We start from the raw sequence: 22,384 nt of genomic DNA on the forward strand, positions 1-22,384 counted from the left end.
AAAACCCCATGCTAGCGACTTCAGAGCGTGAAAAACAGCGCTGAAACGGCGATTACTGGCGCGGTGGCCGGTAACGCAGCAGGCGGTTAGCATTGCTGACCACGGTAATGGAGGAGAGCGCCATCGCCGCACCTGCCACAATCGGGCTGAGCAGGGTGCCGGTCAGCGGATAGAGCACGCCCGCGGCTACCGGAATACCGATACTGTTATAGATAAATGCGCCAAACAGGTTCTGCCGGATATTGCGCAGCGTCGCGGAAGAGAGCGCTAACGCATCTGCCACGCTGTTAAGATCGGCGCGCATCAGCGTAATACCCGCGGTTTCTACCGCCACATCGCTGCCGCCACCCATCGCAATGCCCACATCCGCCTGCGCCAGTGCAGGTGCGTCATTGATGCCATCACCGACCATCGCGACGCGACGGCCCTGCTGCTGTAGCTGTTCGATTGCAGCCGCTTTGCCTTCAGGCAATACGCCTGCAATCACTTCATCAATGCCGGTTTCGGCAGCGATGGCGCGTGCGGTACTTTCATGGTCGCCGGTCAGCATAATCAGGCGATAACCCTGCTGATGCAGTCGCTTAAGGGCTGCACTGCTTTCAGGACGCAGCCGGTCGCGCAGCGCGATAAGCCCGGTGAGTTGCCCCTGTTCCGCCAGTAATACCGGCGTGGCACCCTGTTGCGTCAGGCGCGTGATCGCTGCTTCTGCCGACCGGTAGTCGACGCCGTTATCCTGCAACAGCGCTGCGTTACCCAGCAGCAGCGCTCTGCCATCCAGACTACCGCTGACCCCTTTGCCGCGTATTGTACGAAATTGCGTTAACGACGCTGGCTGAGTCAGCTTCGCTTCGGCGACAATCGCTTTCGCCAGCGGATGACCTGAGGCGAACTCCAGCGCAGCCGCAGTCGTTAACACCGATTCACGGCTGGCATTACCCCAGACCAGCACTTCACTGACCTGCGGCTTTCCGGCCGTCAGGGTGCCGGTTTTATCAAACACCAGCGTGTCGATCTGGCTGGCGCGCTGCAGGGCATCGGCGTCGCGCACCAGTACGCCCAGCTCGGCGGCACGGCCAACACCGGCAATAATCGACATCGGCGTCGCCAGTCCCAGCGCACAGGGGCAGGCGATAATCAGGACGGTTGTCGCGATCACCAGCATGTAGGCGATTTGTGGCTGCGGCCCAAACAGGTACCACACTGCGCCGCTGAGCAGCGCAATTAATACCACTACCGGCACAAACACAGCGGAGATGCGATCGGCCAGGCGGCCCACATCCGGTTTGCTGCTCTGCGCCTGACGCACCAGCCGGATAATGCGCGACAGGGTGGTGTGATTCCCGGTCGCCCGGGCGATAAACTCTAACGCGCCATCCTGCACCAGGGTGCCGGCGAAGATCGCCGCACCCGGACTTTTGCTTTGCGGCACCGCTTCGCCGGTGAGCATCGCTTCATCAAACCAGGCTTCCCCTGTGGTGATGTCGCCATCGACCGGCACCCGATCGCCGGTGACCAGCCGCAGCGTCATGCCGGGCTGGACGTCACTGACCGCGATCAGCCTGTCGCCCCGGGGATCGACCAGCCGCGCCTGAGCCGGTGTCAGATCCAGCAGTCGTTCCAGCGCTTTGGACGATCGCTGACGCGCGCGCTGCTCCAGCGCATGCCCCAGATTGATCAGGCCCAGAATCATTACACTGGCTTCGAAATAGAGATGGCGCGCCTGCGGCGGGAAAAAGTCGGGCCACAGCACCACGCTAAAGGAGTAAATCCAGGCCGCGCCGGTGCCGAGTGCCACCAGCGTATCCATGGTGGCGCTGCCATTACGTAAACTGCGCCAGGCGCTGCGATAAAAGTGACTGCCGGTCACGACCATGATCAGCAGCGTCACGATGCCCAGCGTCAGCCAGATGCCATGGTTATGGTCGGTGAGCATCATGTTGTCGCCCACCATGCCCCAGACCATCAGCGGCACGCCAAAGGCTAACGCGACAGCCGCCTGCCAGCTGAAACGCCGCATCGCGCTGCGGGCGCTGTGCTGCTGCTTCTCACGTCGCTCCTGCTCGTCATCCACCACCTGCGCGCCATAACCCGCGGCATCAACGGCAGCGACCAACTGCTGCGGGTCAGCATTGCCCAGCACCAGCGCACTGCGCTCACCGAGATTGACCCGCGCCTGGCTGACGCCTGTGACCTGCTGTAGCGCTTTTTCCACCCGACTTACGCAGCTGGCGCAGGTCATGCCTTCAATCAGCAGCATATGGGCAGGTAATGTTTTTTCTGCCGGATGAGAAGGGATCTCCGTTGTCAGCGCCTCCGGCGGCGGCTCCGATGCTGTCAACGGTTCAGACTTTGGGGACGCGTCCGCCGTTTTCAGCGTCGCGTGATAGCCCGCCTGCTCAACCGTGGCGATCAGTGCAGCCGCATCCGCGTGACCGGAGACCTGCGCTTCCTGTTGGGTCACCTCAGCCTGGTCAACATCGTCGCGCTTTTCCAGTGCCTCTTTGACGCGTTTGACACAGTGGCCGCAGGACAAACCGTCCAGTGCCAGAGAAATAGTGTGTGACATAATCAACTCCTCTTGTTATCCCATTTGACCGATTGGTCAGTTTCGATTCATGCTTAAGCATAAACCTTCCATCAAGGGGAAGGTCAAGGGGACGAAAATGAACATCAGCGATGTGGCGAAAAAGACCGGGCTGACCAGCAAGGCGATTCGTTTCTACGAAGAGAAGGGCGTGGTGACGCCGCCGTTGCGCAGTGAAAATGGTTACCGCCATTACGACGGTCACCATCTGGATGAACTGAACCTGTTACGTCAGGCGCGGCAGGTGGGCTTCACCCTGGATGAGTGCCGCGAGCTGGTGGCGCTGTTTAATAATCCGTCGCGACACAGTGCCGATGTAAAAGCCCGTACGCTGCAGAAAGCCGAGGAAATTGCGGCGCACATTGAAGAACTGCATGCCATGCGCGCTCGTCTGCTGGCGCTGGCAGACGCCTGTCCGGGCGATGAGAGCGCAGAGTGCCCGATTATCAATAATCTGGCCGGGTGCTGCGGTCAGCGTGGCTGAATTCGCAGAGTAATCCCCTCAATGCCGACCACGACGACCGGCTTGCCGGCAGGCAGATCCTGCTCCGCCTCAACCCGCCAGCTGCTGTCACCGATGCGTATATGCCCGGTGCGGTTATGCAGCGCGGTATCCAGCGTCAGCTGCAACCCGATCATCTGGCTGCCGCGCTGGTTCAGGGCATTGGGCGTCTGACGCGTTTCACGGTGGCGCATCCAGCGATACCACAGAAAGACGCAGACCAGCGTCAGCACGGCAAAGAGTGACCCCTGTGTCGTCCAGCTCACCGGCACCAGCCACTCAAAGATGCCGACAATAACTGCCGCCAGGCCGCTCCACAGCAAATAACCGCTGGTGCCCAGCATCTCAGCCGCCAGCAGTAATCCACCCAGCGTCAGCCAGAACCAGTGCGGATGCGCGATGATTTCCATCAGCATCAGCGTTTCGACTCGGTACGCGATTCTTTCAGCAGTTCACCGATGCCTGCGATCGACCCCAGCAGACTGCTTGCCTCAAGCGGCATCATCACGACTTTGCTGTTAGTGCCTTCACCGATTTTTTGCAGCGCATCGGTGTACTTTTGCGCCACGAAGTAGTTGATAGCCTGAATGTCACCCGCGGCGATCGCTTCCGAGACCATTTTCGTAGCGTTAGCTTCCGCTTCAGCCTGACGTTCACGGGCTTCTGCCTGCAGGAACGCCGAGGTACGTTCACCTTCCGCTTTGAGGATCTGCGACTGCTTCTCCCCTTCCGCGCGCAGGATTGCCGCCTGTCGTACCCCTTCGGCTGTCAGAATATCGGCGCGCTTGGTTCGCTCCGCTTTCATCTGTGCATTCATTGCGCCGATCAGCTCCTGCGGTGGACGCACGTCGCGAATCTCGATGCGGGTAATCTTAACGCCCCACGGATTGGTGGCTTCATCCACGATATGCAGCAGACGGGTATTAATGCTGTCGCGCTGTGACAGCATTTCGTCCAGCTCCATGCTGCCCAGCACGGTACGCATATTGGTCATCGTGAGGTTCAGAATCGCCTGCTCAAGATTGCTGACTTCATAGGCGGCACGCGCCGGGTCAACGACCTGAATAAAACAGACCGCATCAATGGTGACGTTGGCGTTATCTTTGGAGATGATCTCCTGAGAGGGGATATCCAGTACCTGTTCCATCATGTTGATCTTGCGACCGACGCGATCCATGAACGGTACCACCAGACTTAATCCTGGCTGTAGCGTGCGGGTATAACGGCCAAAGCGCTCAACCGTCCATTGAAAACCTTGTGGCACGATCTTGACGGTCGCCCAGACCGCCACCAGTGCCAGAATAATCAGGGCAGGAATGACAGTTATCATACAACCTCCGCATTGTCAGATTAACGGGCCGAGTCGCTTCGGCCCGTGGTGCTGCTGTTTAGTACAGCAGGGAATAGAGCTGGCGACGATAACGCGCAGCCAGTGCATCGCCGGTTCCCAGCGCTGCCAGAATCTCCTGCAGCATTTTACGCGCCTGGCCATCAGCGGCATTGAGATCGGATTTCAGGAAGCTGAACAGCAGTTCCAGTGCTTCTTCATTACGACCCACCTGATGCAGCTGTAACGAGAGTTTAGCAGCCAGCCCGGCGTTAGACGGGTCCGCTTCCAGCTCGGATTGCAGCTGCTGAATCTCCGGCGTATCCGCAGCCTGTTTCAGCAGATCGATCTGCGCCATCAGGCTCTGATAGCGGGTATCCTGATCCTGAAGGGGGACAACTTTCAGCACCGCCTCCGCTTCATCGCTGCGGTTCAGGGTAATCAGCACGTCTGCCAGCAGGAAACCAATCTCACTGGACTGGTTGCTCAGCTGCCACGCATCTTTTAACAGCGGCAATGCCTCCAGCGGTTTACCTTCCTGCATCAGTGCCATCGCCTGCTGCGCTTTCAGTTCTTCTTCACGCGGCAGCACTTTTTCCAGCAGGGCACGGATCGCCTCTTCCGGCTGCGGTCCCTGGAAGCCGTCAACCGGCTGACCATCCTGGAACAGGTAGACGGTCGGGATTGAACGCAGACCAAACTGCGACGCCACCCTTTGCTCTTTGTCGCAATCGAGTTTTGCGAGAATAAACTGACCCGCGTACTCCTGCGCCAGACGCTCCAGCACAGGTGTCAGCTCCTGACAGTGCTGGCTGCGCTCAGACCAGAAGTAGAACAGCACCGGCAGCTGCATCGACTGCTCAAGGGTCTGCTGCAGGTTAGATTCGTTGATGTCGATGATAGAAGCGTGTGGTGACATGGATAAGTCTCTTTGCAAAAAGTGTTCTAAGAATATGGGGCCAACTGGCCCGGCTTCAAGCGCTATTGCGCATGGCTGATTAATGGCTGCGCAAAATGCGATCCAGCATCCAGCCTGGCAGTAACCGTTTCAGCAGGCTCATTACGTGTGCGACCAGCGTCACCGGATAGCGCAAACGTGGATGTTTACTCTCGAGTGCGTGACGAAGTTTAGGCAGAATGGCTTCCGCTGGCAGGGTAAAGCGTGCCGCGATACCCGGGTTACGCACCGGGTTATGCTGTTCCCCCTGCGTCACATTGTCGGTAAAGCGGGTCTCAATCGGGCCAGGCTCAATCAGGCTGACCCGGATGCCACGGCTGCGTACTTCGAGCCGCAGCGCATCGCTCCAGGCTTCCAGCGCATATTTACTGGCGGCATAGGCACCCCGGCCAGGCGTGGAGATCAGGCCCAGCACCGAGCTGGTATTAACAATGCGGCCATCACCGCTGGCCTGCAGCGCGGGCAACAGCCGCAGCGTCAGCTGATGGACGCCGAAAAAGTTGCTGGAAAACTGCTGCTCCAGCTGCTGACGCGAGAGCGTATGCAGCGGGCCATAGAGACCAAATCCGGCATTGTTAAACAGTGCGGCCAGACGGTTATCGCAGAGCGCGAGTACCGCATCCGCTGCCCGATCGACACTCTGCGGATCGTCGAGATCGAGCTGGATGCCCGTATAACCCAGCGTGTTCATGCGGGCGACATCGTCGGCTTTTCGGCAGGCGGCGATCACCTTATAACCCCGCGCCAGCAGATCGTGCGCGGCGACCAGGCCAATACCGCTGGAACAACCTGTAATCAGAATGGTTTTTTGCATTTCTTTACCCTTTTTGCGCATCCAGGTGCGCTACGGCTGCTTAACTAAGGGAGCCAGTTCTTTTGCCATTAATCCGGCGATAAACGGCTGAGCATCAGGATTGGGATGAATGCCATCCTGTTGCATCCACCCGGGCTTCAGATAGACCTGCTCCATGAAAAAGGGCACCAGAGGAATATCATGCTGCTGCGCGAGTCCAGGGTAGATGCCGCTGAACGCCTCGGTGTAGCGGCGGCCATAGTTGGCGGGCAGGCGGATCTGCATCAGCAGCGGCTTTGCATTGGCGGCTTTGACATCGTCAATGACTTTACTCAGATTCTGCGCGATAGCATCAGGCGGAAAACCGCGCAGACCATCGTTACCGCCCAGTTCGATTAACACCCATTGCGGCTGATGCTGTTTTAATAGCGCAGGCAGACGCGCCAGTCCCTGTGCGGCAGTATCGCCGCTGATGCTGGCGTTGACCACTTTCGGTTTTTGCTGCCACTGCTTATCGAGCAGGCTGGGCCAGGCCGCCGTGGCAGACATACGATAGCCTGCACTCAGGCTGTCGCCCAGCACCATCAGGGTATCTGCAGCAGCAAGACGTGACGCCATCAGAAGAATCAATAACAGGAAGGGATAATGCCAGCGGAAAACATTGTTGAAGTTCATCATCTTACTAAGTCCGTCGGTCAGGGAGAGCATCAGTTAACCATCCTCACCGGAGTTGAGTTGGTTGTCAAACCAGCCGAGACCATTGCGCTGATTGGCGAGTCCGGCTCCGGCAAGTCAACCCTGCTGGGCATTCTGGCCGGGCTGGACGATGGCAGCAGCGGCGAAGTTCATCTGCTGGGGCAGCCGCTGCACCAGATGAACGAAGAGCAGCGTGCGGCCCTGCGTGCCCGGCAGGTCGGCTTTGTGTTTCAGTCATTCATGCTGGTGCCGACCCTGAATGCGCAGGAGAACGTCCAGTTGCCATCACTCCTGCGCGGCGACAGCGACCACCAGAGCCGCGAACAGGCACGGGAACTTTTGACGCTGCTCGGGCTGGGTGAACGTCTGCATCATCTGCCCGCTCAGCTGTCAGGCGGTGAACAGCAGCGTGTCGCGCTGGCCCGCGCCTTCAGTGGTCGTCCGGGTCTGCTGTTTGCCGATGAGCCGACCGGCAACCTCGATCGTAAAACCGGTGATCGCATCGCCGATTTGCTCTTTTCCCTTAATCGCGACTTCGCCACCACGCTGATTCTGGTGACGCATGACGAGCAACTGGCGGCGCGCTGCGATCGTCGTCTGCGGCTGCGCGACGGTAAATTGTGGGAGGAGCAATGATCTGGCGCTGGTTCTGGCGCGAGTGGCGTTCGCCCTCGCTGCTGATTGTCTGGCTGGCCCTGACGCTGGCGGTGGCCTGCGTACTGGCGCTGGGGTCGATCAGCGATCGTATGGAAAAAGGGCTGAATCAGCAGAGCCGTGATTTTATGGCCGGTGATCGCACGCTGCGCAGCACCGATGCTGCGCCCGAAGCCTGGCTGGAAAAGGCGCGGGAAACCGGCCTGACGGTCAGTTCCCAGCTCACCTTTATGACCATGACTTTTGCAGATCAGTCACCGCAGCTCGCCTCCGTCAAAGCGGTGGATGACCGCTACCCGATGTTTGGCACGCTGCAGACGCAGCCGCCGGGGCTGCGGCCCCAGGCAGGCACCGCGCTGGCGGCACCGCGCCTGATGGCGCTGCTGAATCTGAAAGTGGGCGACATGCTGGAAGTGGGAGATACCCAGCTGCGCGTCAGCGGTGAGGTGATTCAGGAGCCGGATGGCGGCTTTAACCCGTTTGAGATGGCACCGCGCCTGCTGATCAATCTGGCGGATGCCGCCAGAACCGGTGCGATTCAGCCTGGCAGTCGCATCACCTGGCGCTATAAATTCTCCGGCAATCCTGAGCAGCTGGCCCGCTATGACCGCTGGATTCAACCACAGCTGAAGGCGGATCAGCGCTGGATCAGCGTAGATAACTCAGAAGATGCGCTGGGCCGTTCGATGCAGCGCGCGCAACAATTCCTGCTGCTCTCGGCCTTACTGACGCTGATGCTGGCGATTGCGGCTGTGGCGGTTGCCATGAGCCACTATTGCCGCAGCCGCTACGATCTGGTGGCGGTGCTGAAAACCCTTGGCGCGACGCAGGGCGCATTGCAGCGTTTGATCATCGGTCAGTGGCTGGCGGTGCTGCTGCTGGCGGCGATTGCCGGAGGTGTGGTGGGGCAGGGCGTGGAAGCGATCCTGATGACGATGCTGAAACCCGTATTGCCTGCCAGCTTACCGGCGGCCAGCGTCTGGCCGTGGATTTGGGCGGTGGGTTCACTGTTTGTGATTTCGCTGCTGGTGGGTCTGCGTCCCTATCGTCTGCTGCTGGCAACCCAGCCGCTGCGGGTGCTGCGGCGCGATACGGTGGCGAACCTCTGGCCACTGAAATTTTATATTCCGGTAATGATCGTGGTGGTGGTGGCGCTGTTAGCGCTGCTGGTCGGCGGCAGTAAAATGCTCTGGGCGCTGCTGGCGGGTGTAGTGGTGCTGGCGGGATTACTGGCGTTACTCGGCTGGGGAACCCTGCTGCTGCTGCGTCGGCTGGTGGTACGCAATCTGGCACTGCGACTGGCGATCAACCGGCTGCTGCGCCAGCCCGGGATGACGCTGAGCCAGCTCGCGGCCTTTTCGCTGTCGTTTATGCTGCTGGCGCTGCTGCTGGTGATGCGCGGCGATCTGCTGGATCGCTGGCAGCAGCAGTTACCGGCGGATAGCCCGAACTTCTTCCTGCTCAACATGACGGCGGATCAGGTGCCGCAGGTGCGTGATTTCCTGCAAGCGCATCAGATTAAGCCTGAAACCTTCTATCCGATTGCGCGGGTGCGGCTTAGCGAACTCAACGGTAAACCGGCCGATCCGAAACTGGATAATGCCCTTAACCGCGAGCTTAACCTGACGGCGCTGGCCGATCGCCCGGATCACAATCCGCTGGTGGCAGGCAACTGGCCGCCGAAAGCGGGTGAAGTGTCGATAGAAGTGGAGCTGGCGGATCGGCTGGGGCTGAAGCTCGGCGATACCCTGACGTTCGACGGTGATACGCAGACGTTCAGCGCCCGTATTACCAGCCTGCGTAAAGTGGACTGGGAAAGTCTGAAGCCGAACTTCTTCTTTATCTTCCCGCCGGGTGCGCTCGACAGCCAGCCGCAGACCTGGCTCACCAGCTTCCGCATGGAGGCGAATCCTGTTTTGCTGGCGCAGCTGAACCGCGCCTTTCCGACGCTGAGTCTGCTGGATATCGGCAGCATTATGCAGCAGATCGGTCAGGTACTGACGCAGGTCAGCCGGGCGCTGGAGATCATGGTGGTACTGGTCACTGCCTGCGGTGTGTTGCTGTTGCTGGCGCAGATTCAGGTCGGGATGCGGCAGCGTCGGCAGGAACTGGTGGTCTATCGCACGCTCGGTGCGGGCAAACGACTGCTGCGCACGACGCTGTGGTGTGAGTTTGCGCTGCTCGGCGTGGTCTCCGGCGTGGCGGCCGCAATGGGAGCAGAAGCGGCGCTGTGGGGATTACAGACTAAGATTTTCGACTTCCCATGGCAGCCTGACTGGACATTATGGCTGGCGTTACCGTTGTGTGGCGCGCTGCTGTTATCGCTCTGTGGCGGCTGGCTGGGAGTCCGGTTACTGAAAGGGAAAGCGCTGTTCAGGAAGTTTGATGCGGCATAAGGCAGGGCTGAAATAAGGCGGCGCCAGGCCGCCTTTGACCTTTATCCAGACGCACCCGTTACCCGCAATCGGGTAACGGGTTCAGGGAAACTACAGCTTTTCAACGGCCCAGGCGATGCCGCTGGCGTACTCTTCCGGAAGCTGAGGCACCAGCGCATTCAGCGCCGCTTTCAGCCGCTCTGCATTGCTGTCGGTCAGATTGAGGTGGCCCACTTTACGACCCGGACGCACTTCTTTGTCATACCAGTGCAGATGCACCAGCGGCTGCTGCAGCCAGCTGAGATTCACGTCGGTACCAATCAGATTCACCATTACCGACGGCGCAAACACCACCGGCTGCGGTAAGGCCAGGCCCAGAATGGCGCGCAGATGCAGCTCAAACTGGCTGATCGACGCACCGTTCTGTGTCCAGTGACCACTGTTGTGTACACGCGGTGCGAGCTCATTGATCAGCAGTCCGGCTGGCGTCACAAAACACTCCATCGCCATCACGCCCACGTAATTCAGCGCCTGCATGATCGCGCTCAGCATCGCTTCGGCCTGCTGCTGCTGTGTCTGATCCGCCTGCGGCTGTGCCACGCTGGTGCGCAGAATGCCGTCCTGATGCAGGTTATGCGTCAGCGGATAGAACACCACCGAGCCATCGTGACCGCGCGCGCCGACCAGTGACACTTCACCGGAAAAGTTAATGCCCTGCTCAACGATGCATTCGCCGTAGCATGCCTCTGGCAGCTGGTCAGTTTCATCAGCACGCAGACGCCACTGACCCCGCCCGTCGTAACCGCCGGTGCGGCTTTTCACAATCGCCAGCTCGCCCAGTGAATCAAACACCGCTGGCCATTCGCTTTTGTCCGCCAGCAACTGCCATGGCGCGGTCGCCAGTCCCAGCTGATCCAGCAGCTGTTTCTGCGTCAGGCGATCGGCCAGACGTGGGAAAATATCACGGTTAACAAAAGCCGGATGACTCGCCAGTTCGCGCGTCAGCGCGGTCTCCGGCCAGCGTTCGATTTCGGCGGTGATAACGCTGTCAGCGATCGGCAGGGCGGCAGGGTCGGCATCCAGACCTACCGGATAGACCGCGATGCCCAGCGGTTCACCCGCCTGGCGCAGCATACGACCTAACTGGCCGTTGCCCAGTACGCAGACCGGCTTCATGCATCCACCCGCGGATCGGGATGGTTCAGCACCTCATCGGTCTGGCTCTCACGCCAGGTATTCAGGCGGGATGCCAGCGCACTGTCATGCAGCGCCAGAATCTGCGCGGCCAACAGGGCGGCATTAGCCGCACCCGCTTTGCCAATCGCCAGCGTACCGACCGGAATACCGCGCGGCATCTGCACAATCGAATAGAGGCTATCGACGCCGCTCAGGGCCGCACTCTGCACCGGCACACCCAGCACCGGCACCAGAGTTTTTGCTGCCAGCATTCCCGGCAGATGCGCCGCGCCACCTGCGCCAGCAATAATCACCTGCAAACCGTTGTCCGCTGCCGTTTCGGCGAAGCTGAACAGTTTATCCGGGGTGCGGTGCGCAGAGACTACTTCAACATGAAAAGGGACGTCCAGGCTGGTGAGGATTTCAGCGGCGAACTGCATGGTGGCCCAGTCACTTCTGGAACCCATAACAATGGCGATGCGGGCCGGGGCGTTGGATGACATGCGGTCAACTCCTGTGAATAAACAAACAGACCTGGCCGGGCGGACAGGTTTTGAAGGGCACCGAGAATAGCATGACAACGACGCAAGGAAAACGGTTGCGTCGGCCAGATGTCGTGGATTTAACCGGCGATCAGAAGTCGAAATGGATAAGCTGAATGCCGCTGGCGTCGAGCTGAATCATCGAGCCACGGCTGTGCCAGGCACCCAGCACCGCGCGCTGCGCCGTTTCACCTTTTAAGCTCAGCGTATGGATTGCCGGGCGATGGGTGTGGCCGTGGATCAGCAGCGGCACCTGCTGGCGCAGCATCGCGGCGGCCACGGCATCCTGATTCACATCCATAATGGTCTGGGATTTGTGCTGGTTGGCCTGTTTGCTGTCGGCGCGCATCCGGGCGGCGATACGTTTGCGGATCCATAACGGCAGCACCAGGAACAGGCGCTGAATCCAGGGATTGTGCACTTTGGTACGAAAGCGCAGATAACCCGCATCGTCCGTACAGAGCGTATCGCCGTGCATGATCAGCAGCCGATGGCCGTAGAGCGTCAGTACCTGTTCTTCCGGCAGCAGCGTCATGCCGCTGGCGCGCGCAAAGCGTCGGCCAATCAGGAAGTCGCGGTTGCCATGAATAAAATAGACGGGAACTGGCAAGGCGCGCAGGGCGCGGGCAATCTGCTGATGCAGCGGATTGGGATCGTCGTCGCCAATCCAGGCTTCAAACAGATCGCCGAGAATATAGAGCGCGTCGCAGTGGGGCGCTTCGCGCTGTAAAAAATGCAGAAAACCGGCGGTAATCGCCGGTTCTTCCTGACACAGATGGAGATCTGCGATAAACAGCGTGCGCGACATTACTCGCTGACGGTCACTTTCTGGATCACGACGTCATCTTTTGGCACATCCTGGTGCATCCCGCTGCGGCCGGTAGAAACGGCTTTGATCTTCTCGACCACGTCCATGCCTTCAACCACTTCTGCAAATACGCAGTAGCCCCAGCCCTGAACGCTTTCGTCACGGAAGTTCAGGAAGTCATTGTCAGCCACGTTGATGAAGAACTGTGCGGTCGCAGAGTGCGGTGCAGAGGTACGTGCCATTGCCAGCGTACCTTTGGTGTTTTTCAGACCGTTGTTCGCTTCGTTCTGGATTTCATCTTTGGTAGCTTTCTGCTTCATGCCCGGCTCGAAGCCGCCGCCCTGAATCATAAAGCCGTTGATAACACGGTGGAAAATGGTGTTGTCGTAAAAACCTTCACGGCAGTAATCCAGGAAGTTCTGTACGGTTGCCGGCGCTTTATCATCGAAAGTTTTGATTACGATATCGCCATGGTTCGTCTGGAAAGTTACCATTTTTGTTGTCCTGTAAAGGTTGTGATCAGTTGCCGGGATCGCGCTGTTAACTGGCGTACCCCTTTTAGTCGACCGTTCTTATATCATAATTTCCAATGACGCGTCAGCAGCACGGCGCAGTTGGCTTGCTTTGCGTCGCGCGAGCGATAAAAATACGGCACAATGTCTGGATACTTAAAAAAGCCAACCACACGCGAAAACGGAACCGTTCAATGCTTAAGATTTATAACACCCTGAGTCGACAGAAAGAGGAATTCAAACCCATTCATGCCGGTAAAATCGGGATGTATGTTTGCGGCATCACGGTGTATGACCTCTGTCACATTGGTCATGGGCGGACGTTCGTGGCGTTTGACGTGGTGGCGCGCTACCTGCGTTACCTCGGTTATCAGCTTAACTATGTACGTAACATCACCGATATTGATGACAAAATCATCAAACGCGCCAATGAAAACGGTGAGAGCATCGAAACGCTGACCAACCGTATGATTGGCGAGATGCACAACGACTTCGCCGCGCTGGGGATCCTGCCACCTGATGAGGAACCGCGTGCCACCCGTCACATTGCGGAAATCATTGAACTGGTAGAAACACTAATCGCTCGCGGTCACGCCTATGTGGCGGACAATGGCGACGTGATGTTCGATGTGCTGAGCGACACCGATTATGGCGCCCTGTCGCGTCAGGATTTGGAGCAGCTGCAGGCAGGCGCACGCGTTGAAGTCGCGGACGTGAAGCGCAATCCGATGGACTTCGTGCTGTGGAAAATGTCTAAAGCGGATGAGCCAGCCTGGTCATCGCCGTGGGGCAACGGCCGTCCCGGCTGGCACATTGAGTGCTCCGCGATGAACTGCAAACAGCTCGGCACCCATTTCGACATCCACGGCGGCGGTTCGGACCTGATGTTCCCGCACCATGAAAACGAAATCGCCCAGTCGAGCTGCGCCCATGACGGTCCGTACGTCAACTACTGGATGCACTCCGGCATGGTGATGGTTGACCGCGAGAAGATGTCTAAATCGCTCGGCAACTTCTTCACCGTGCGTGACGTGCTGCAACATTACGATGCGGAGACGGTGCGTTACTTCCTGATGTCTGGTCACTATCGCAGCCAGCTTAACTATGGCGAAGATAACCTGAACCAGGCGCGTGCGGCGCTGGAGCGTCTTTATACCGCGCTGCGTCACACCGACAGCAGCGTGCCTGCGCACGGCGGCGAAGCGTTTGAAGCGCGTTTCCGCAGCGCGATGGATGATGATTTCAACACCCCGGAAGCCTATTCAGTGCTGTTCGATATGGCGCGTGAAGTGAACCGCCTGAAAAGTGAGGACGGCGCTTCAGCGCATGGCCTGGCGTCGAAGCTGCGCGAGATGGCTAACGTGCTGGGCATCCTGCAGCAGGATCCTGAGCTGTTCCTGCAAAGCGGCGCGCAGGTGAATGACGAAGAGGTTGCCGAGATCGAACATTGGGTGAAAGCCCGTGCCGATGCGCGTGCCGCCAAAGCCTGGGCGGAAGCGGACATCGCACGCGACAAGCTTAACGCGCTGGGGGTCATCGTCGAGGATGGGCCACAAGGCTCCAGCTGGCGTCGAAAATAAACCGGAGAGGGCGAGTAATCGCCCTTTTTTATTATGGCGATTGAACAGATTCAGATCCGCGGCTTCCGCTCAATACGTAACCTGACGCTGTCACTGCAGCAGCTGAATGTGGTGAGCGGTCCCAACGGCTGCGGTAAATCCAACCTCTACAAAGCGGTGCGACTGCTGCACGAAGCGGCCTCCGGTCGTCTGGCGCTGGCACTGGCTGATGAAGGCGGCATTCAGAAAACGATGTGGGCGGGTGGCTTGCGCCGGGGCGATCGCCGACACGATCCAAAGCGTCTGGAGCTGGCCGTGGTGATGGATGATATGGATTACCAGCTGGAGATTGGCTTTCCCGAGCCGCTGTCGACCAGCCTGTTCAATCTTGATCCGCTGGTGAAGCAGGAGCGGCTCTGGCTCAGCGGCCAGCGTCGTCGCCCTTCTGCCTGCATCATGCAGCGCGAAAATCAGACTGCTTTTCTGCACAACGTTGAAGGGGATCGCGTCGCTTATCCGGCGGTGCTGCATCCTGAAGAGTCGCTGTTTGGTCAGCTTGGCGAACCGCATCTCTACCCGGAGCTGTCGCAGTTACGCGAGCGGCTGCAGCAGTGGCGCTTCTACCATGAGTTCGCCGTCTGGCCTGGCTCACCGATTCGTGCGCCGCAGATTGGGGTGCGTGCGCCGGTGCTGAGCCATGATGGCAGCAATCTGGCAGCAGCCTGGGCAACCATCGTGGAGCGTGGTCATTCAGAACTGTTGTCTGAGGTGATGACGCAGGCGTTTCCCGACAGCCAGTTTGACGTCGACGTGCAGAAGGGTCGCTTTCAGATGCTGATGTCCCGCCACGGCATTCTGCGTCCGCTGGAGAGCGCGGAGTTTTCAGACGGCACGCTGCGGTTTCTCTGTCTGGTTGTGGCGCTGCTCAGCCCGCGCCCACCCGCCTTTATGGCACTGAATGAGCCGGAAAACAGTTTGCATGAAGATCTGTTGCCTGCGCTGGCGCGTTTAATCGCCGAAGCAAGTCAGTACAGTCAGCTCTGGATCACCAGCCATTCACCCCGGCTTGCAACGCTGATTGCGCAGCATACGGCGGTGAATCATATTGCACTGGAACAGCGGGAAGGGGAGACGCGTGTAGTGGGGGATGAACTGCTGTGACAGCGTCCCCGCAGGGACGCCCGGGAATTACTCGACGACAGTGATGCGGAAACCGGCAAATTCCACGGTCTGACCGGCAACGATCTTGCAACGCTTACGGGTCTCTACCGCGCCGTTGACCTTCACTTCACCCTCGGCAATCACGACTTTCGCCTGTGCGCCGCTCTGAACCCAGCCTTCCAGCTTCAGCAGGTCACACAGATCGACGTGCGGGAATTTACCCAGTGAAAAACTTGTCATTTATCTAACCTCTTTATCGTGAAACTCTTCGCACGCCTGCAGCGTATTTTGAATCAGTGTTGCGACTGTCATCGGTCCGACACCGCCCGGCACCGGTGTGATGTAAGAGGCGCGCTCTGATGCGCTGTCAAAATCAACGTCGCCCACCACTTTGCCGCTGTCCAGACGGTTAATGCCCACGTCGATGACGATGGCACCGGGTTTAATCCAGTCGCCCGGAATAAAGCCTGGCTTACCCACCGCAACGACCAGCAGATCGGCATGCTCAACGTGATGGCGCAGATCTTTGGTAAAGCGATGAGTCACGGTGGTGGTGCAGCCCGCAAGCAGCAGCTCCATGCTCATCGGACGACCAACAATGTTAGACGCCCCGACTACCACAGCGTTCAGGCCGTAGGTGTCGATGTTGTAGCGCTCCAGCAGCGTCACGATACCGCGCGGTGTGCAGGGACGCAGGGTTGGCGCACGCTGACACAGGCGACCGACGTTATAAGGGTGGAAGCCATCGACATCTTTATCCGGCGTGATGCGCTCCAGCACTTTCACATTATCGATGCCCGCTGGCAGCGGCAGCTGCACCAGAATGCCATCGATTTCATCGTCCTGATTGAGCTTATCGATCAGCTCCAGCAGCTCAGCTTCGCGGGTGGTGGCAGGCAGATCGTAAGAGCGGGAGTGAAAACCGACCTCTTCACAGGCGCGGCGTTTGCTGGCCACATAGATCTGCGATGCCGGGTTTTCACCCACCAGAACCACGGCCAGACCTGGCGCTCGTTTTCCGGCTGCCAGGCGCTGCTTCACTTTTTCCGCAACCTCAACGCGCACCTGCTGCGCAATCGTTTTACCGTCAATAATTTTTGCTGCCATCAGAGAGGAAATCCACTGTGTTGTGTTGAATCGGGGAAGGGGGCTATTTTGTCAGAAGCGGGGGCTGCTGTCAGTCACAGTTTCAGCCGCGTATGCGCTTTCCGGCTTTTTCGTCGCGACGAGTGCCTGCCTGCATGCGTATGATATCTGCAGGACAATCCGGGGACGATGTAATGATTTGGATAATGCTTGCTACGCTGGCGGTGGTGTTTGTCGCTGGATTTCAGCTGCTCACCGCTGGCTCACGCCACGCCGCTCAGCGGCTCAGCAAACGGCTGCAGCTGCCACCGGTACAGGTGGAATCAATGCTCTCTATGATGGGTAAAGAGGCGGCGAAAGAGTTTACCGACTATCTCAGCAGCGATAATGAAACGCACCTGCATAACGGCGCAGCGGTACTGCTGATCTGGCAGGTGTTGATTGTTGACGGCAGCGAGGAGAACAGCCAGCGCTGGCATGCGATTCTGAGTCGTGCCGGTTTTCCACCGCTTATCAGCCGCCAGCAACTGCTGCTCGCGCTGGGCTTTCTGCGCCAGCTGGAGCCCGACAGCCATGAGCTGCACGCACTTCGTGAGCAATACAATGCGCGTTTCACATCACAAGGGATTGAGCTGGAAGGAGAATTTACCGGCACCAGTAAACTCGTGTCGCTCAGCGAATGGCGCAGGCGTCACTGACGCTAATTGGTTATTACCGCAGCACTTCGCTGCGGTGAAACGGCAAAAACGTTGACGTACCCGCTTCCCGACGTATAATCCGTGCCATCTCCATGCGCCCTTAGCTCAGCTGGATAGAGCACCGGCCTTCTAAGCCGTAGGTCACAGGTTCGAATCCTGTAGGGCGTACCAAATAAATTCAACGACTTACCCCCTTCCTCCGACTACCAGATTTTCCACATGGGACAGATTTGGGACGCGACTGCCAAAATCGCATCAATTTGCCGTGCGTGCTCCGTTAGGTGGTTAGGTGCCAGGTGAGCATATCGCTGTACCATCTCAATACTTTCCCAGCCTCCCATTTCCTGCAGCGCCGATAATGGAACGCCAGCCTGAATCAACCAGCTCGCCCAGGTGTGCCTCAGGTCATGAAAGCGGAAGTCTTCTATCCCTGCCGCTTTTAGACTGATATTCCACGCCGTTTTATCATCACTACATAACTTTCCGTAATGAAACGCCTCGCTCTACCCTTAATGGGAAATTTTTTGGAGTTAAATTATGGACACACGAAAAAATATTGGGGTAAAATCACGACATCAACAATAATGGCACAGGAATTCGTCGTGAAAAAATCCAAGGTGGCAGATCTCATCGTTCAGCATGTTCAGAAACAGCTTCTCATGGCTCTTTCCGATGCCATCTACGCGGCGTCAAAGCGTTCTTACGATTCTGCTCAAAAGAAAAATCAGGGGCATAGAGCAACCGCTCTTGGTTACGAACGTTATCTGAATTTAAATGAGACGATCCATGAGGTTTTTGAGGCAAATGGCTGTAATCCGGAAAGCCTACGAGGCAATCGTATTGTGGAAGGGCGTAGCGGTATTTTCACAATTGTTCGTGAAAACTATAGTGATAACCGGTGGAAGAGGCTTTTTAACAGCAAACGTAAGCAAGCGCTCATTGCTGATAACACATTTGTAGAAAAGGTTGTGCAACCGGATCTGTTTTCCGATGGTTCTGATGTGCCTAAAGCTACACTCTTCATAGTATGCCGTTTTTCCGGTTCAATTCAGACCCACCCAGAAGCTCCCCTATCAATCGAATTGGTTGTTCCAAGTCCTGACGGGAAGCGCTGGGTTTTTCATGAACCACTTGAACTTTTTCTAACCCGATATGATATTGCCCCGCCTCAAGAAGATAACGCATTCACTAATCTGAAAAAGGGCGTTATCACGAAAGACGGGACAGAGGATGATGATGTATGAGCCGAGGAATTGCTGAATTTCAACCGGAAAGGCTAGTGCAAGTCCTGACTGCCCGGCGGCTATCCCAAACTCAACTAGCCACCATGGTTGGAGTGTCACCCGCAACCATTAGTAAATGGCGTTCTGGTCAACAGGCTCCAGAATCTGAGGCTTTAGAACGCTTGGCTTCTGTAGTAAATGTAACGTCTGAATGGTTTACACGGCCAATGTTGCCTGGAATGTCAAAACCGTTATTCAGAAGTAATGCTTCAGCACATGTAGCGGCGCGAGCTATGTTGGAAACGCGTATTCAATGGGCAAATGAGCTGGTTACAAAACTCACAGAGTTTGTTGATCTGCCGCAATTGAAATTACCTTCCCGCAATTTTACAAATATTGATGAGATAAGCGATGCTGATATAGAAGATGCTGCCAATGAATGTCGTGCCTTATGGAACTTGGGTTCTAAAGAAATTCCTGATCTTGCATTAGCTGCTGAAAGCAATGGCATCATCCTAGTCAGAGAAGAAACGGGTATCGCACAGATTGAAGGTCTATCAGCCTGGAATGAAGTCTTAGGTGTTCCCTTTATATTACTCTCCTCTGACAAAGGTAATGCTTTTCGTAGTAGATTCGACCTCGCTCATGAGATTGGACACTTAATCCTTCATCGTTATGTTGGAAGCGAACTTGAAGCTGAACGTTATAAACTAAAGGAAAGTCAGGCTCATAAATTTGCTGGAGCATTACTGTTACCAGCAGAAACGTTTGCAGAGGAAATTAGAATTCCTGTGACATTGGATAGCTTACTTCTGACTAAGCAGCGCTACGGTATTTCTGTTGCGGCAAGTATAATGCGTTTATACGCGCTTGATATCATATCTGAGGAAGAGAAACAAAATCTCTACAAACGCCGTTCTGCTCGCTGGGGCACAAAGTCAGAGCCGGGCGATGACTATCGTGAGCCGGAAAAACCACGTTTGTTGAAGCGCACAATCGAATTATTAGCATCTTCAGGAATAATTTCTGTTGAAGGGTTAGCTGCCTTCTCTGGATTGTCAGCAATTGATGTCGAGATGATTGTCGGATTGCCGGAAGGATATTTGACAGGCAAGAAGGCTGCTGTTGTGCATTTGGCACGATTAAAATCTATGCTTGCCCAACAACATACAGAACAAGCTGGCGAGCAAAAGGGCACTTTAGTTCAGTTCGCAAGATCTCCTAAACGCTTTAATTCTTAATATTCATATAAAGCCATACGTAATTATGTATGGCTATTTCTTAGTTTAATATGCCTGCCTATTTGAGTGCTTTACGTCAGGCAGTGTCTGAATCGACCCGCATCTTCCTGACGCTTGCCGTTGTCATCCCTCATCATTCCTTTAAAAAGCACAAGCCAGACGAGTCTTCTTCTCAATGACCAGGCCCAATACCTTACAGTTAGCGTTAACTTGCATCATAGATCACCGCGGGTTCAGCCCTTATGGTATTCTGATGGCCAGTCGATGATGAGCTGTTTCAGTAATCTTTGTTATGCTCTAAATGGATTAAGAAGCCAATAACGCCAGTTCACAATAATAAATGATCTACTCTGCCGCTCCCCAACCCGAAGCGGCATCCTTTCACCTCAATGCCATTAACCTGCAGCCACACTTGACAACGCCAGCACCTGCTTCTGTTTCTTTGCAGGCAGCTTGTTCAGCTGCGCTAACGCGTTAACCAGTTGTTCATCGACAGGCTCAGGTGGCTTCACGGTCAGCACGATACGGCCCTCTGTGACACTCACCTCAACTTCGGTGCCGGTGGTGAATCCGGCGGCTGCCAGCCACTGGCCTTTCATAATGATCGAGGGAATACGGATATAGTCTGGATACCGGCTGGCATAACTCACCGTTAATTTACGCCGGGTAACGGAAGAGGCTTCTGGATTTAAACCAACTGCATTACACTCTGACTCAGTCATGATCTCTATTCCTTGAAAATAGGATTGTGATTAGCGATTCAGGGGTGCTCCAACACCTCTGGATCGCGCTAAATACCTGTACATATAATCAACTAATGCGAATAAAGTCCAGTTGAAAATCGATGCAAATCAGCGAGTTTCCTCACAGTTAAAACGTTATTATTTGCGGCACAGATCGCAAAATAAAGTAATTAATCGCTGCACTTCATGTGAAGTAAAAGTGATAAAGGATTCGAATTTTCTGGAGTTGAAATATTGCCTTTCATCTGACTGTAATTATTTGTAAAACGCTATAGTTCCAGAATTCAGGTAACTGATTATTCCGCCTGTACTTATCTCTCAAGCCTTTAAACCTGCCAGCCACAATTCTGAGTAAACAAACTACCACACCACGCCCGGACCCAAAAATTTACGACACCTTTTTTTCCTTCCGCCGCAATGCCATGATAGCCGCCTCATAACCCTCCTCTCCGGCCAGCCCGCCACAGAGCACATAAACAGGGAGCACTCCGTAATGGAAAGTAAAAATCTTGTTGATATTGCTGAGGCCTTTCCTCAGTCAGCCATCGATCTGAAATACGCCACCGCCGACAACCTGACCGGTCAGCCGATCTACCGCGACGCACGCTGTCTGCTGCATGTTGATGCGGCAAGAGCGCTGGCGAAAAGTATCGATATTGCAAACGTGGCGGGCTATTCGCTGCTGATCCTCGACGCGTACAGGCCACCTGCCGCGCAGGCAATTCTGTGGCAGGCCTGCCCTAATCAGGATTATGTTGCACCGCTGACGCGCGGATCAAACCACAGTCGTGGTACGGCGGTAGACGTGACGCTGATTGACGAGCAGGGTGAAATCGTGGATATGGGGACCGGCTTCGATGAGATGAGTGAGCACTCCCATCCTTATCATCCTGCGGTGCCCGTTCAGGCTCAGCGCAACCGTCTGATGCTTAATGCCATTATGCTGGGTGGGGGCTTCACAGGCATTGCGAGCGAATGGTGGCATTTTGAATTGCCCGGTTCAGAAACTTATCCGCTGATCGACGGCGTATTTGGCTGTTACTCCTCACCGCAGGCCGAAAATATCAGCCTCTGAGAAGACAGAACAGTTTTGGTATATTCAGGGGAAATGCAGTAGCGCTGTTTATTCAGAGAATGCAGAAGGGCAGAGCGATAAAATAAGCGGGTTCGGGCAGGGTGATAACCAAAAATAGTGTAACGTGCAGAAAAGAAATAAGCCGTGGCAGGTGCCACGGCTAACGCTTTATGCAGACTGCCACTCGCTTTCGACATCCGCTTTGGCTTTAGACAGGATGACTTTATTATCATCAACGTCTTTCACCCAGCTGAATGGAATAATGTGGTGCTTGCCGCCTGCTTCAGGATCGCTTTTCGCCAGCTTGATTTTGTCGTCGCCTTCGAAATGGTCAACAATCCCGACATGTTCGCCATTCACATCAACAACCTGCGCGTGATCCAGAATCTCTGATTTATCTACCATGTTGACTTAATCCTTATATTTGATGAGTTCAGTTGCCTTCAGACAGAACAAGTCTGGTTGTTAAATGCGGTTTGCGCCAGGCAATTAACAAAATGAAATAGTTAAGCCGACTGGACCTGAACGCGATGATTTGTTTCCGCGACACGAAAAAACGAAACCGCTAACCGATCCCGATGTTTACAGTTTCGGGTCTGCTCAGCTAAGCACTTTCCAATCCGGTATGTTCAGATTTGCCGCGATCCTCTCCGGCTGTTTCACCAATCAAC

At 56.2% G+C, this 22,384-nt stretch carries 23 protein-coding genes, 1 tRNA gene and 1 pseudogene; 10 read left to right on the forward strand and 15 right to left on the reverse strand.

Annotated elements, in window-relative coordinates; translation table 11 throughout:
• Window positions 1-52: 52 nt before the first annotated feature.
• Complete coding sequence (gene copA / locus BY447_RS15470) at window positions 53-2,566, reverse strand: copper-exporting P-type ATPase CopA (protein ID WP_110331474.1); 2,514 nt, start codon at window positions 2,564-2,566, stop codon at window positions 53-55.
• 97 nt (window positions 2,567-2,663) lie between these two features.
• Here copA and cueR point away from each other — a divergent pair, with 97 nt between their 5' ends.
• On the forward strand, window positions 2,664-3,068 hold the full coding sequence (gene cueR, locus BY447_RS15475; RefSeq protein ID WP_013357037.1) for a Cu(I)-responsive transcriptional regulator: 405 nt from the start codon (window positions 2,664-2,666) through the stop codon (window positions 3,066-3,068).
• Here cueR and BY447_RS15480 read toward each other — a convergent pair.
• The 5 genes from BY447_RS15480 to tesA all read right to left on the reverse strand — a co-directional run bounded on the left by BY447_RS15480 (window position 3,056) and on the right by tesA (window position 6,842).
• Complete coding sequence (locus BY447_RS15480) at window positions 3,056-3,502, reverse strand: NfeD family protein (protein ID WP_110331475.1); 447 nt, start codon at window positions 3,500-3,502, stop codon at window positions 3,056-3,058. The two genes, cueR and BY447_RS15480, sit on opposite strands and share 13 nt — an antisense overlap.
• Window positions 3,502-4,416, reverse strand: a complete 915-nt coding sequence (locus BY447_RS15485; protein WP_013357039.1) for an SPFH domain-containing protein — start codon at window positions 4,414-4,416, stop codon at window positions 3,502-3,504. Before BY447_RS15485 ends, BY447_RS15480 begins: the two co-directional genes overlap by 1 nt.
• A gap of 58 nt (window positions 4,417-4,474) precedes the next feature.
• Window positions 4,475-5,332, reverse strand: a complete 858-nt coding sequence (locus BY447_RS15490; protein WP_013357040.1) for a thioredoxin family protein — start codon at window positions 5,330-5,332, stop codon at window positions 4,475-4,477.
• Between the two features lie 79 nt (window positions 5,333-5,411).
• A complete protein-coding gene (locus tag BY447_RS15495) occupies window positions 5,412-6,185 on the reverse strand; it encodes an SDR family oxidoreductase (protein WP_107320161.1) in 774 nt (257 codons plus the stop codon).
• A 30-nt stretch (window positions 6,186-6,215) separates the two neighbouring features.
• Entirely contained in the window at window positions 6,216-6,842 is a 627-nt protein-coding gene (gene tesA / locus BY447_RS15500; protein ID WP_187266175.1) for a multifunctional acyl-CoA thioesterase I/protease I/lysophospholipase L1, read from the reverse strand.
• On the opposite strand from tesA, the gene ybbA reads away from it, so the two are divergent.
• On the forward strand, window positions 6,810-7,496 hold the full coding sequence (gene ybbA / locus BY447_RS15505; protein WP_110331476.1) for a putative ABC transporter ATP-binding protein YbbA: 687 nt from the start codon (window positions 6,810-6,812) through the stop codon (window positions 7,494-7,496). The genes tesA and ybbA overlap by 33 nt on opposite strands.
• Entirely contained in the window at window positions 7,493-9,910 is a 2,418-nt protein-coding gene (gene ybbP / locus BY447_RS15510) for a putative ABC transporter permease subunit YbbP (protein WP_110331477.1), read from the forward strand. The genes ybbA and ybbP overlap by 4 nt, the downstream gene beginning before the upstream one ends.
• Before the next feature lie 90 nt (window positions 9,911-10,000).
• Here ybbP and purK read toward each other — a convergent pair whose 3' ends face one another.
• The 4 genes from purK to ppiB form a co-directional block, all read right to left on the reverse strand.
• Window positions 10,001-11,065: a 5-(carboxyamino)imidazole ribonucleotide synthase gene (gene purK / locus BY447_RS15515; RefSeq protein ID WP_110331478.1), complete on the reverse strand. Its 1,065-nt coding sequence runs from the start codon at window positions 11,063-11,065 to the stop codon at window positions 10,001-10,003.
• Window positions 11,062-11,568 carry a 5-(carboxyamino)imidazole ribonucleotide mutase gene (gene purE, locus BY447_RS15520; protein ID WP_033782237.1) on the reverse strand — a complete coding sequence of 169 codons (507 nt, stop codon included), beginning with the start codon at window positions 11,566-11,568 and terminating at the stop codon, window positions 11,062-11,064. Before purE ends, purK begins: the two co-directional genes overlap by 4 nt.
• A 130-nt stretch (window positions 11,569-11,698) precedes the next feature.
• Entirely contained in the window at window positions 11,699-12,415 is a 717-nt protein-coding gene (gene lpxH, locus BY447_RS15525; protein WP_110331479.1) for a UDP-2,3-diacylglucosamine diphosphatase, read from the reverse strand.
• Window positions 12,415-12,909 carry a peptidylprolyl isomerase B gene (ppiB, locus tag BY447_RS15530; RefSeq protein WP_013357047.1) on the reverse strand — a complete coding sequence of 165 codons (495 nt, stop codon included), beginning with the start codon at window positions 12,907-12,909 and terminating at the stop codon, window positions 12,415-12,417. Before ppiB ends, lpxH begins: the two co-directional genes overlap by 1 nt.
• 212 nt (window positions 12,910-13,121) lie before the next feature.
• On the opposite strand from ppiB, the gene cysS reads away from it, so the two are divergent.
• Together cysS and BY447_RS15540 are read left to right on the forward strand one after the other, a co-directional pair.
• The gene (gene cysS / locus BY447_RS15535) at window positions 13,122-14,507 is read left to right on the forward strand and encodes a cysteine--tRNA ligase (protein WP_110331480.1); all 1,386 of its coding nucleotides are present in this window, start codon (window positions 13,122-13,124) and stop codon (window positions 14,505-14,507) included.
• Between the two features lie 33 nt (window positions 14,508-14,540).
• Entirely contained in the window at window positions 14,541-15,647 is a 1,107-nt protein-coding gene (locus BY447_RS15540; protein ID WP_110331481.1) for an AAA family ATPase, read from the forward strand.
• Window positions 15,648-15,674: 27 nt separating this feature from the next.
• Here BY447_RS15540 and ybcJ read toward each other — a convergent pair whose 3' ends face one another.
• Both ybcJ and folD read right to left on the reverse strand, forming a co-directional pair.
• Window positions 15,675-15,887, reverse strand: a complete 213-nt coding sequence (gene ybcJ, locus BY447_RS15545) for a ribosome-associated protein YbcJ (RefSeq protein ID WP_003849455.1) — start codon at window positions 15,885-15,887, stop codon at window positions 15,675-15,677.
• A complete protein-coding gene (gene folD / locus BY447_RS15550; RefSeq protein ID WP_110331482.1) occupies window positions 15,888-16,754 on the reverse strand; it encodes a bifunctional methylenetetrahydrofolate dehydrogenase/methenyltetrahydrofolate cyclohydrolase FolD in 867 nt (288 codons plus the stop codon).
• A 173-nt stretch (window positions 16,755-16,927) separates the two neighbouring features.
• Between folD and BY447_RS15555 the strand changes: the two genes are divergently transcribed.
• Window positions 16,928-17,431, forward strand: coding sequence for a DUF1198 family protein (locus tag BY447_RS15555; RefSeq protein WP_110331483.1), 504 nt, complete (start codon window positions 16,928-16,930; stop codon window positions 17,429-17,431).
• Window positions 17,432-17,525: 94 nt separating this feature from the next.
• Window positions 17,526-17,602: transfer RNA gene (locus BY447_RS15560), tRNA-Arg, on the forward strand.
• Window positions 17,603-17,634: 32 nt separating this feature from the next.
• Here the strand turns inward: BY447_RS15560 and BY447_RS15565 are convergent.
• Window positions 17,635-17,901 (reverse strand): annotated as a pseudogene (locus BY447_RS15565) (site-specific integrase); the annotation flags it as partial.
• An 18-nt stretch (window positions 17,902-17,919) separates the two neighbouring features.
• Here BY447_RS15565 and BY447_RS15570 point away from each other — a divergent pair.
• Both BY447_RS15570 and BY447_RS15575 read left to right on the forward strand, forming a co-directional pair.
• Window positions 17,920-18,675, forward strand: a complete 756-nt coding sequence (locus BY447_RS15570; RefSeq protein WP_323859493.1) for a hypothetical protein — start codon at window positions 17,920-17,922, stop codon at window positions 18,673-18,675.
• Window positions 18,672-19,895: an XRE family transcriptional regulator gene (locus BY447_RS15575; RefSeq protein ID WP_110331484.1), complete on the forward strand. Its 1,224-nt coding sequence runs from the start codon at window positions 18,672-18,674 to the stop codon at window positions 19,893-19,895. Before BY447_RS15570 ends, BY447_RS15575 begins: the two co-directional genes overlap by 4 nt.
• 395 nt (window positions 19,896-20,290) lie before the next feature.
• Here BY447_RS15575 and BY447_RS15580 read toward each other — a convergent pair whose 3' ends face one another.
• Complete coding sequence (locus BY447_RS15580) at window positions 20,291-20,617, reverse strand: SymE family type I addiction module toxin (RefSeq protein ID WP_110331485.1); 327 nt, start codon at window positions 20,615-20,617, stop codon at window positions 20,291-20,293.
• A 514-nt stretch (window positions 20,618-21,131) separates the two neighbouring features.
• On the opposite strand from BY447_RS15580, the gene ddpX reads away from it, so the two are divergent.
• Window positions 21,132-21,713: a D-alanyl-D-alanine dipeptidase gene (gene ddpX, locus BY447_RS15585; protein WP_110331486.1), complete on the forward strand. Its 582-nt coding sequence runs from the start codon at window positions 21,132-21,134 to the stop codon at window positions 21,711-21,713.
• A 168-nt stretch (window positions 21,714-21,881) separates the two neighbouring features.
• On the opposite strand, the gene BY447_RS15590 is transcribed toward ddpX, so the two are convergent.
• Entirely contained in the window at window positions 21,882-22,118 is a 237-nt protein-coding gene (locus BY447_RS15590; protein ID WP_098051257.1) for a DUF2171 domain-containing protein, read from the reverse strand.
• Between the last annotated feature and the right edge of the window lie 266 nt (window positions 22,119-22,384).

The sequence above is a fragment of the Pantoea sp. JKS000250 genome (assembly GCF_003201065.1).
Lineage (GTDB): Bacteria > Pseudomonadota > Gammaproteobacteria > Enterobacterales > Enterobacteriaceae > Pantoea > Pantoea vagans.

Excerpts from the sequence above, each read along its gene's own strand:
- copA (WP_110331474.1), bottom strand. The coding sequence starts at position 2,566 with ATGTCACACACTATTTCTCTGGCACTGGACGGTTTGTCCTGCGGCCAC.
- BY447_RS15570 (WP_323859493.1), top strand. The coding sequence starts at position 17,920 with ATGAAACGCCTCGCTCTACCCTTAATGGGAAATTTTTTGGAGTTAAAT.
- BY447_RS15495 (WP_107320161.1), bottom strand. The coding sequence starts at position 6,185 with ATGCAAAAAACCATTCTGATTACAGGTTGTTCCAGCGGTATTGGCCTG.
- BY447_RS15480 (WP_110331475.1), bottom strand. The coding sequence starts at position 3,502 with ATGCTGATGGAAATCATCGCGCATCCGCACTGGTTCTGGCTGACGCTG.
- BY447_RS15540 (WP_110331481.1), top strand. The coding sequence starts at position 14,541 with ATGGCGATTGAACAGATTCAGATCCGCGGCTTCCGCTCAATACGTAAC.
- ddpX (WP_110331486.1), top strand. The coding sequence starts at position 21,132 with ATGGAAAGTAAAAATCTTGTTGATATTGCTGAGGCCTTTCCTCAGTCA.
- BY447_RS15580 (WP_110331485.1), bottom strand. The coding sequence starts at position 20,617 with ATGACTGAGTCAGAGTGTAATGCAGTTGGTTTAAATCCAGAAGCCTCT.
- cysS (WP_110331480.1), top strand. The coding sequence starts at position 13,122 with ATGCTTAAGATTTATAACACCCTGAGTCGACAGAAAGAGGAATTCAAA.
- ppiB (WP_013357047.1), bottom strand. The coding sequence starts at position 12,909 with ATGGTAACTTTCCAGACGAACCATGGCGATATCGTAATCAAAACTTTC.
- tesA (WP_187266175.1), bottom strand. The coding sequence starts at position 6,842 with ATGATGAACTTCAACAATGTTTTCCGCTGGCATTATCCCTTCCTGTTA.
- purE (WP_033782237.1), bottom strand. The coding sequence starts at position 11,568 with ATGTCATCCAACGCCCCGGCCCGCATCGCCATTGTTATGGGTTCCAGA.
- ybbA (WP_110331476.1), top strand. The coding sequence starts at position 6,810 with ATGCCAGCGGAAAACATTGTTGAAGTTCATCATCTTACTAAGTCCGTC.
- purK (WP_110331478.1), bottom strand. The coding sequence starts at position 11,065 with ATGAAGCCGGTCTGCGTACTGGGCAACGGCCAGTTAGGTCGTATGCTG.
- BY447_RS15575 (WP_110331484.1), top strand. The coding sequence starts at position 18,672 with ATGAGCCGAGGAATTGCTGAATTTCAACCGGAAAGGCTAGTGCAAGTC.
- ybcJ (WP_003849455.1), bottom strand. The coding sequence starts at position 15,887 with ATGACAAGTTTTTCACTGGGTAAATTCCCGCACGTCGATCTGTGTGAC.
- ybbP (WP_110331477.1), top strand. The coding sequence starts at position 7,493 with ATGATCTGGCGCTGGTTCTGGCGCGAGTGGCGTTCGCCCTCGCTGCTG.
- BY447_RS15590 (WP_098051257.1), bottom strand. The coding sequence starts at position 22,118 with ATGGTAGATAAATCAGAGATTCTGGATCACGCGCAGGTTGTTGATGTG.
- cueR (WP_013357037.1), top strand. The coding sequence starts at position 2,664 with ATGAACATCAGCGATGTGGCGAAAAAGACCGGGCTGACCAGCAAGGCG.
- BY447_RS15555 (WP_110331483.1), top strand. The coding sequence starts at position 16,928 with ATGATTTGGATAATGCTTGCTACGCTGGCGGTGGTGTTTGTCGCTGGA.
- BY447_RS15485 (WP_013357039.1), bottom strand. The coding sequence starts at position 4,416 with ATGATAACTGTCATTCCTGCCCTGATTATTCTGGCACTGGTGGCGGTC.
- BY447_RS15490 (WP_013357040.1), bottom strand. The coding sequence starts at position 5,332 with ATGTCACCACACGCTTCTATCATCGACATCAACGAATCTAACCTGCAG.
- folD (WP_110331482.1), bottom strand. The coding sequence starts at position 16,754 with ATGGCAGCAAAAATTATTGACGGTAAAACGATTGCGCAGCAGGTGCGC.
- lpxH (WP_110331479.1), bottom strand. The coding sequence starts at position 12,415 with ATGTCGCGCACGCTGTTTATCGCAGATCTCCATCTGTGTCAGGAAGAA.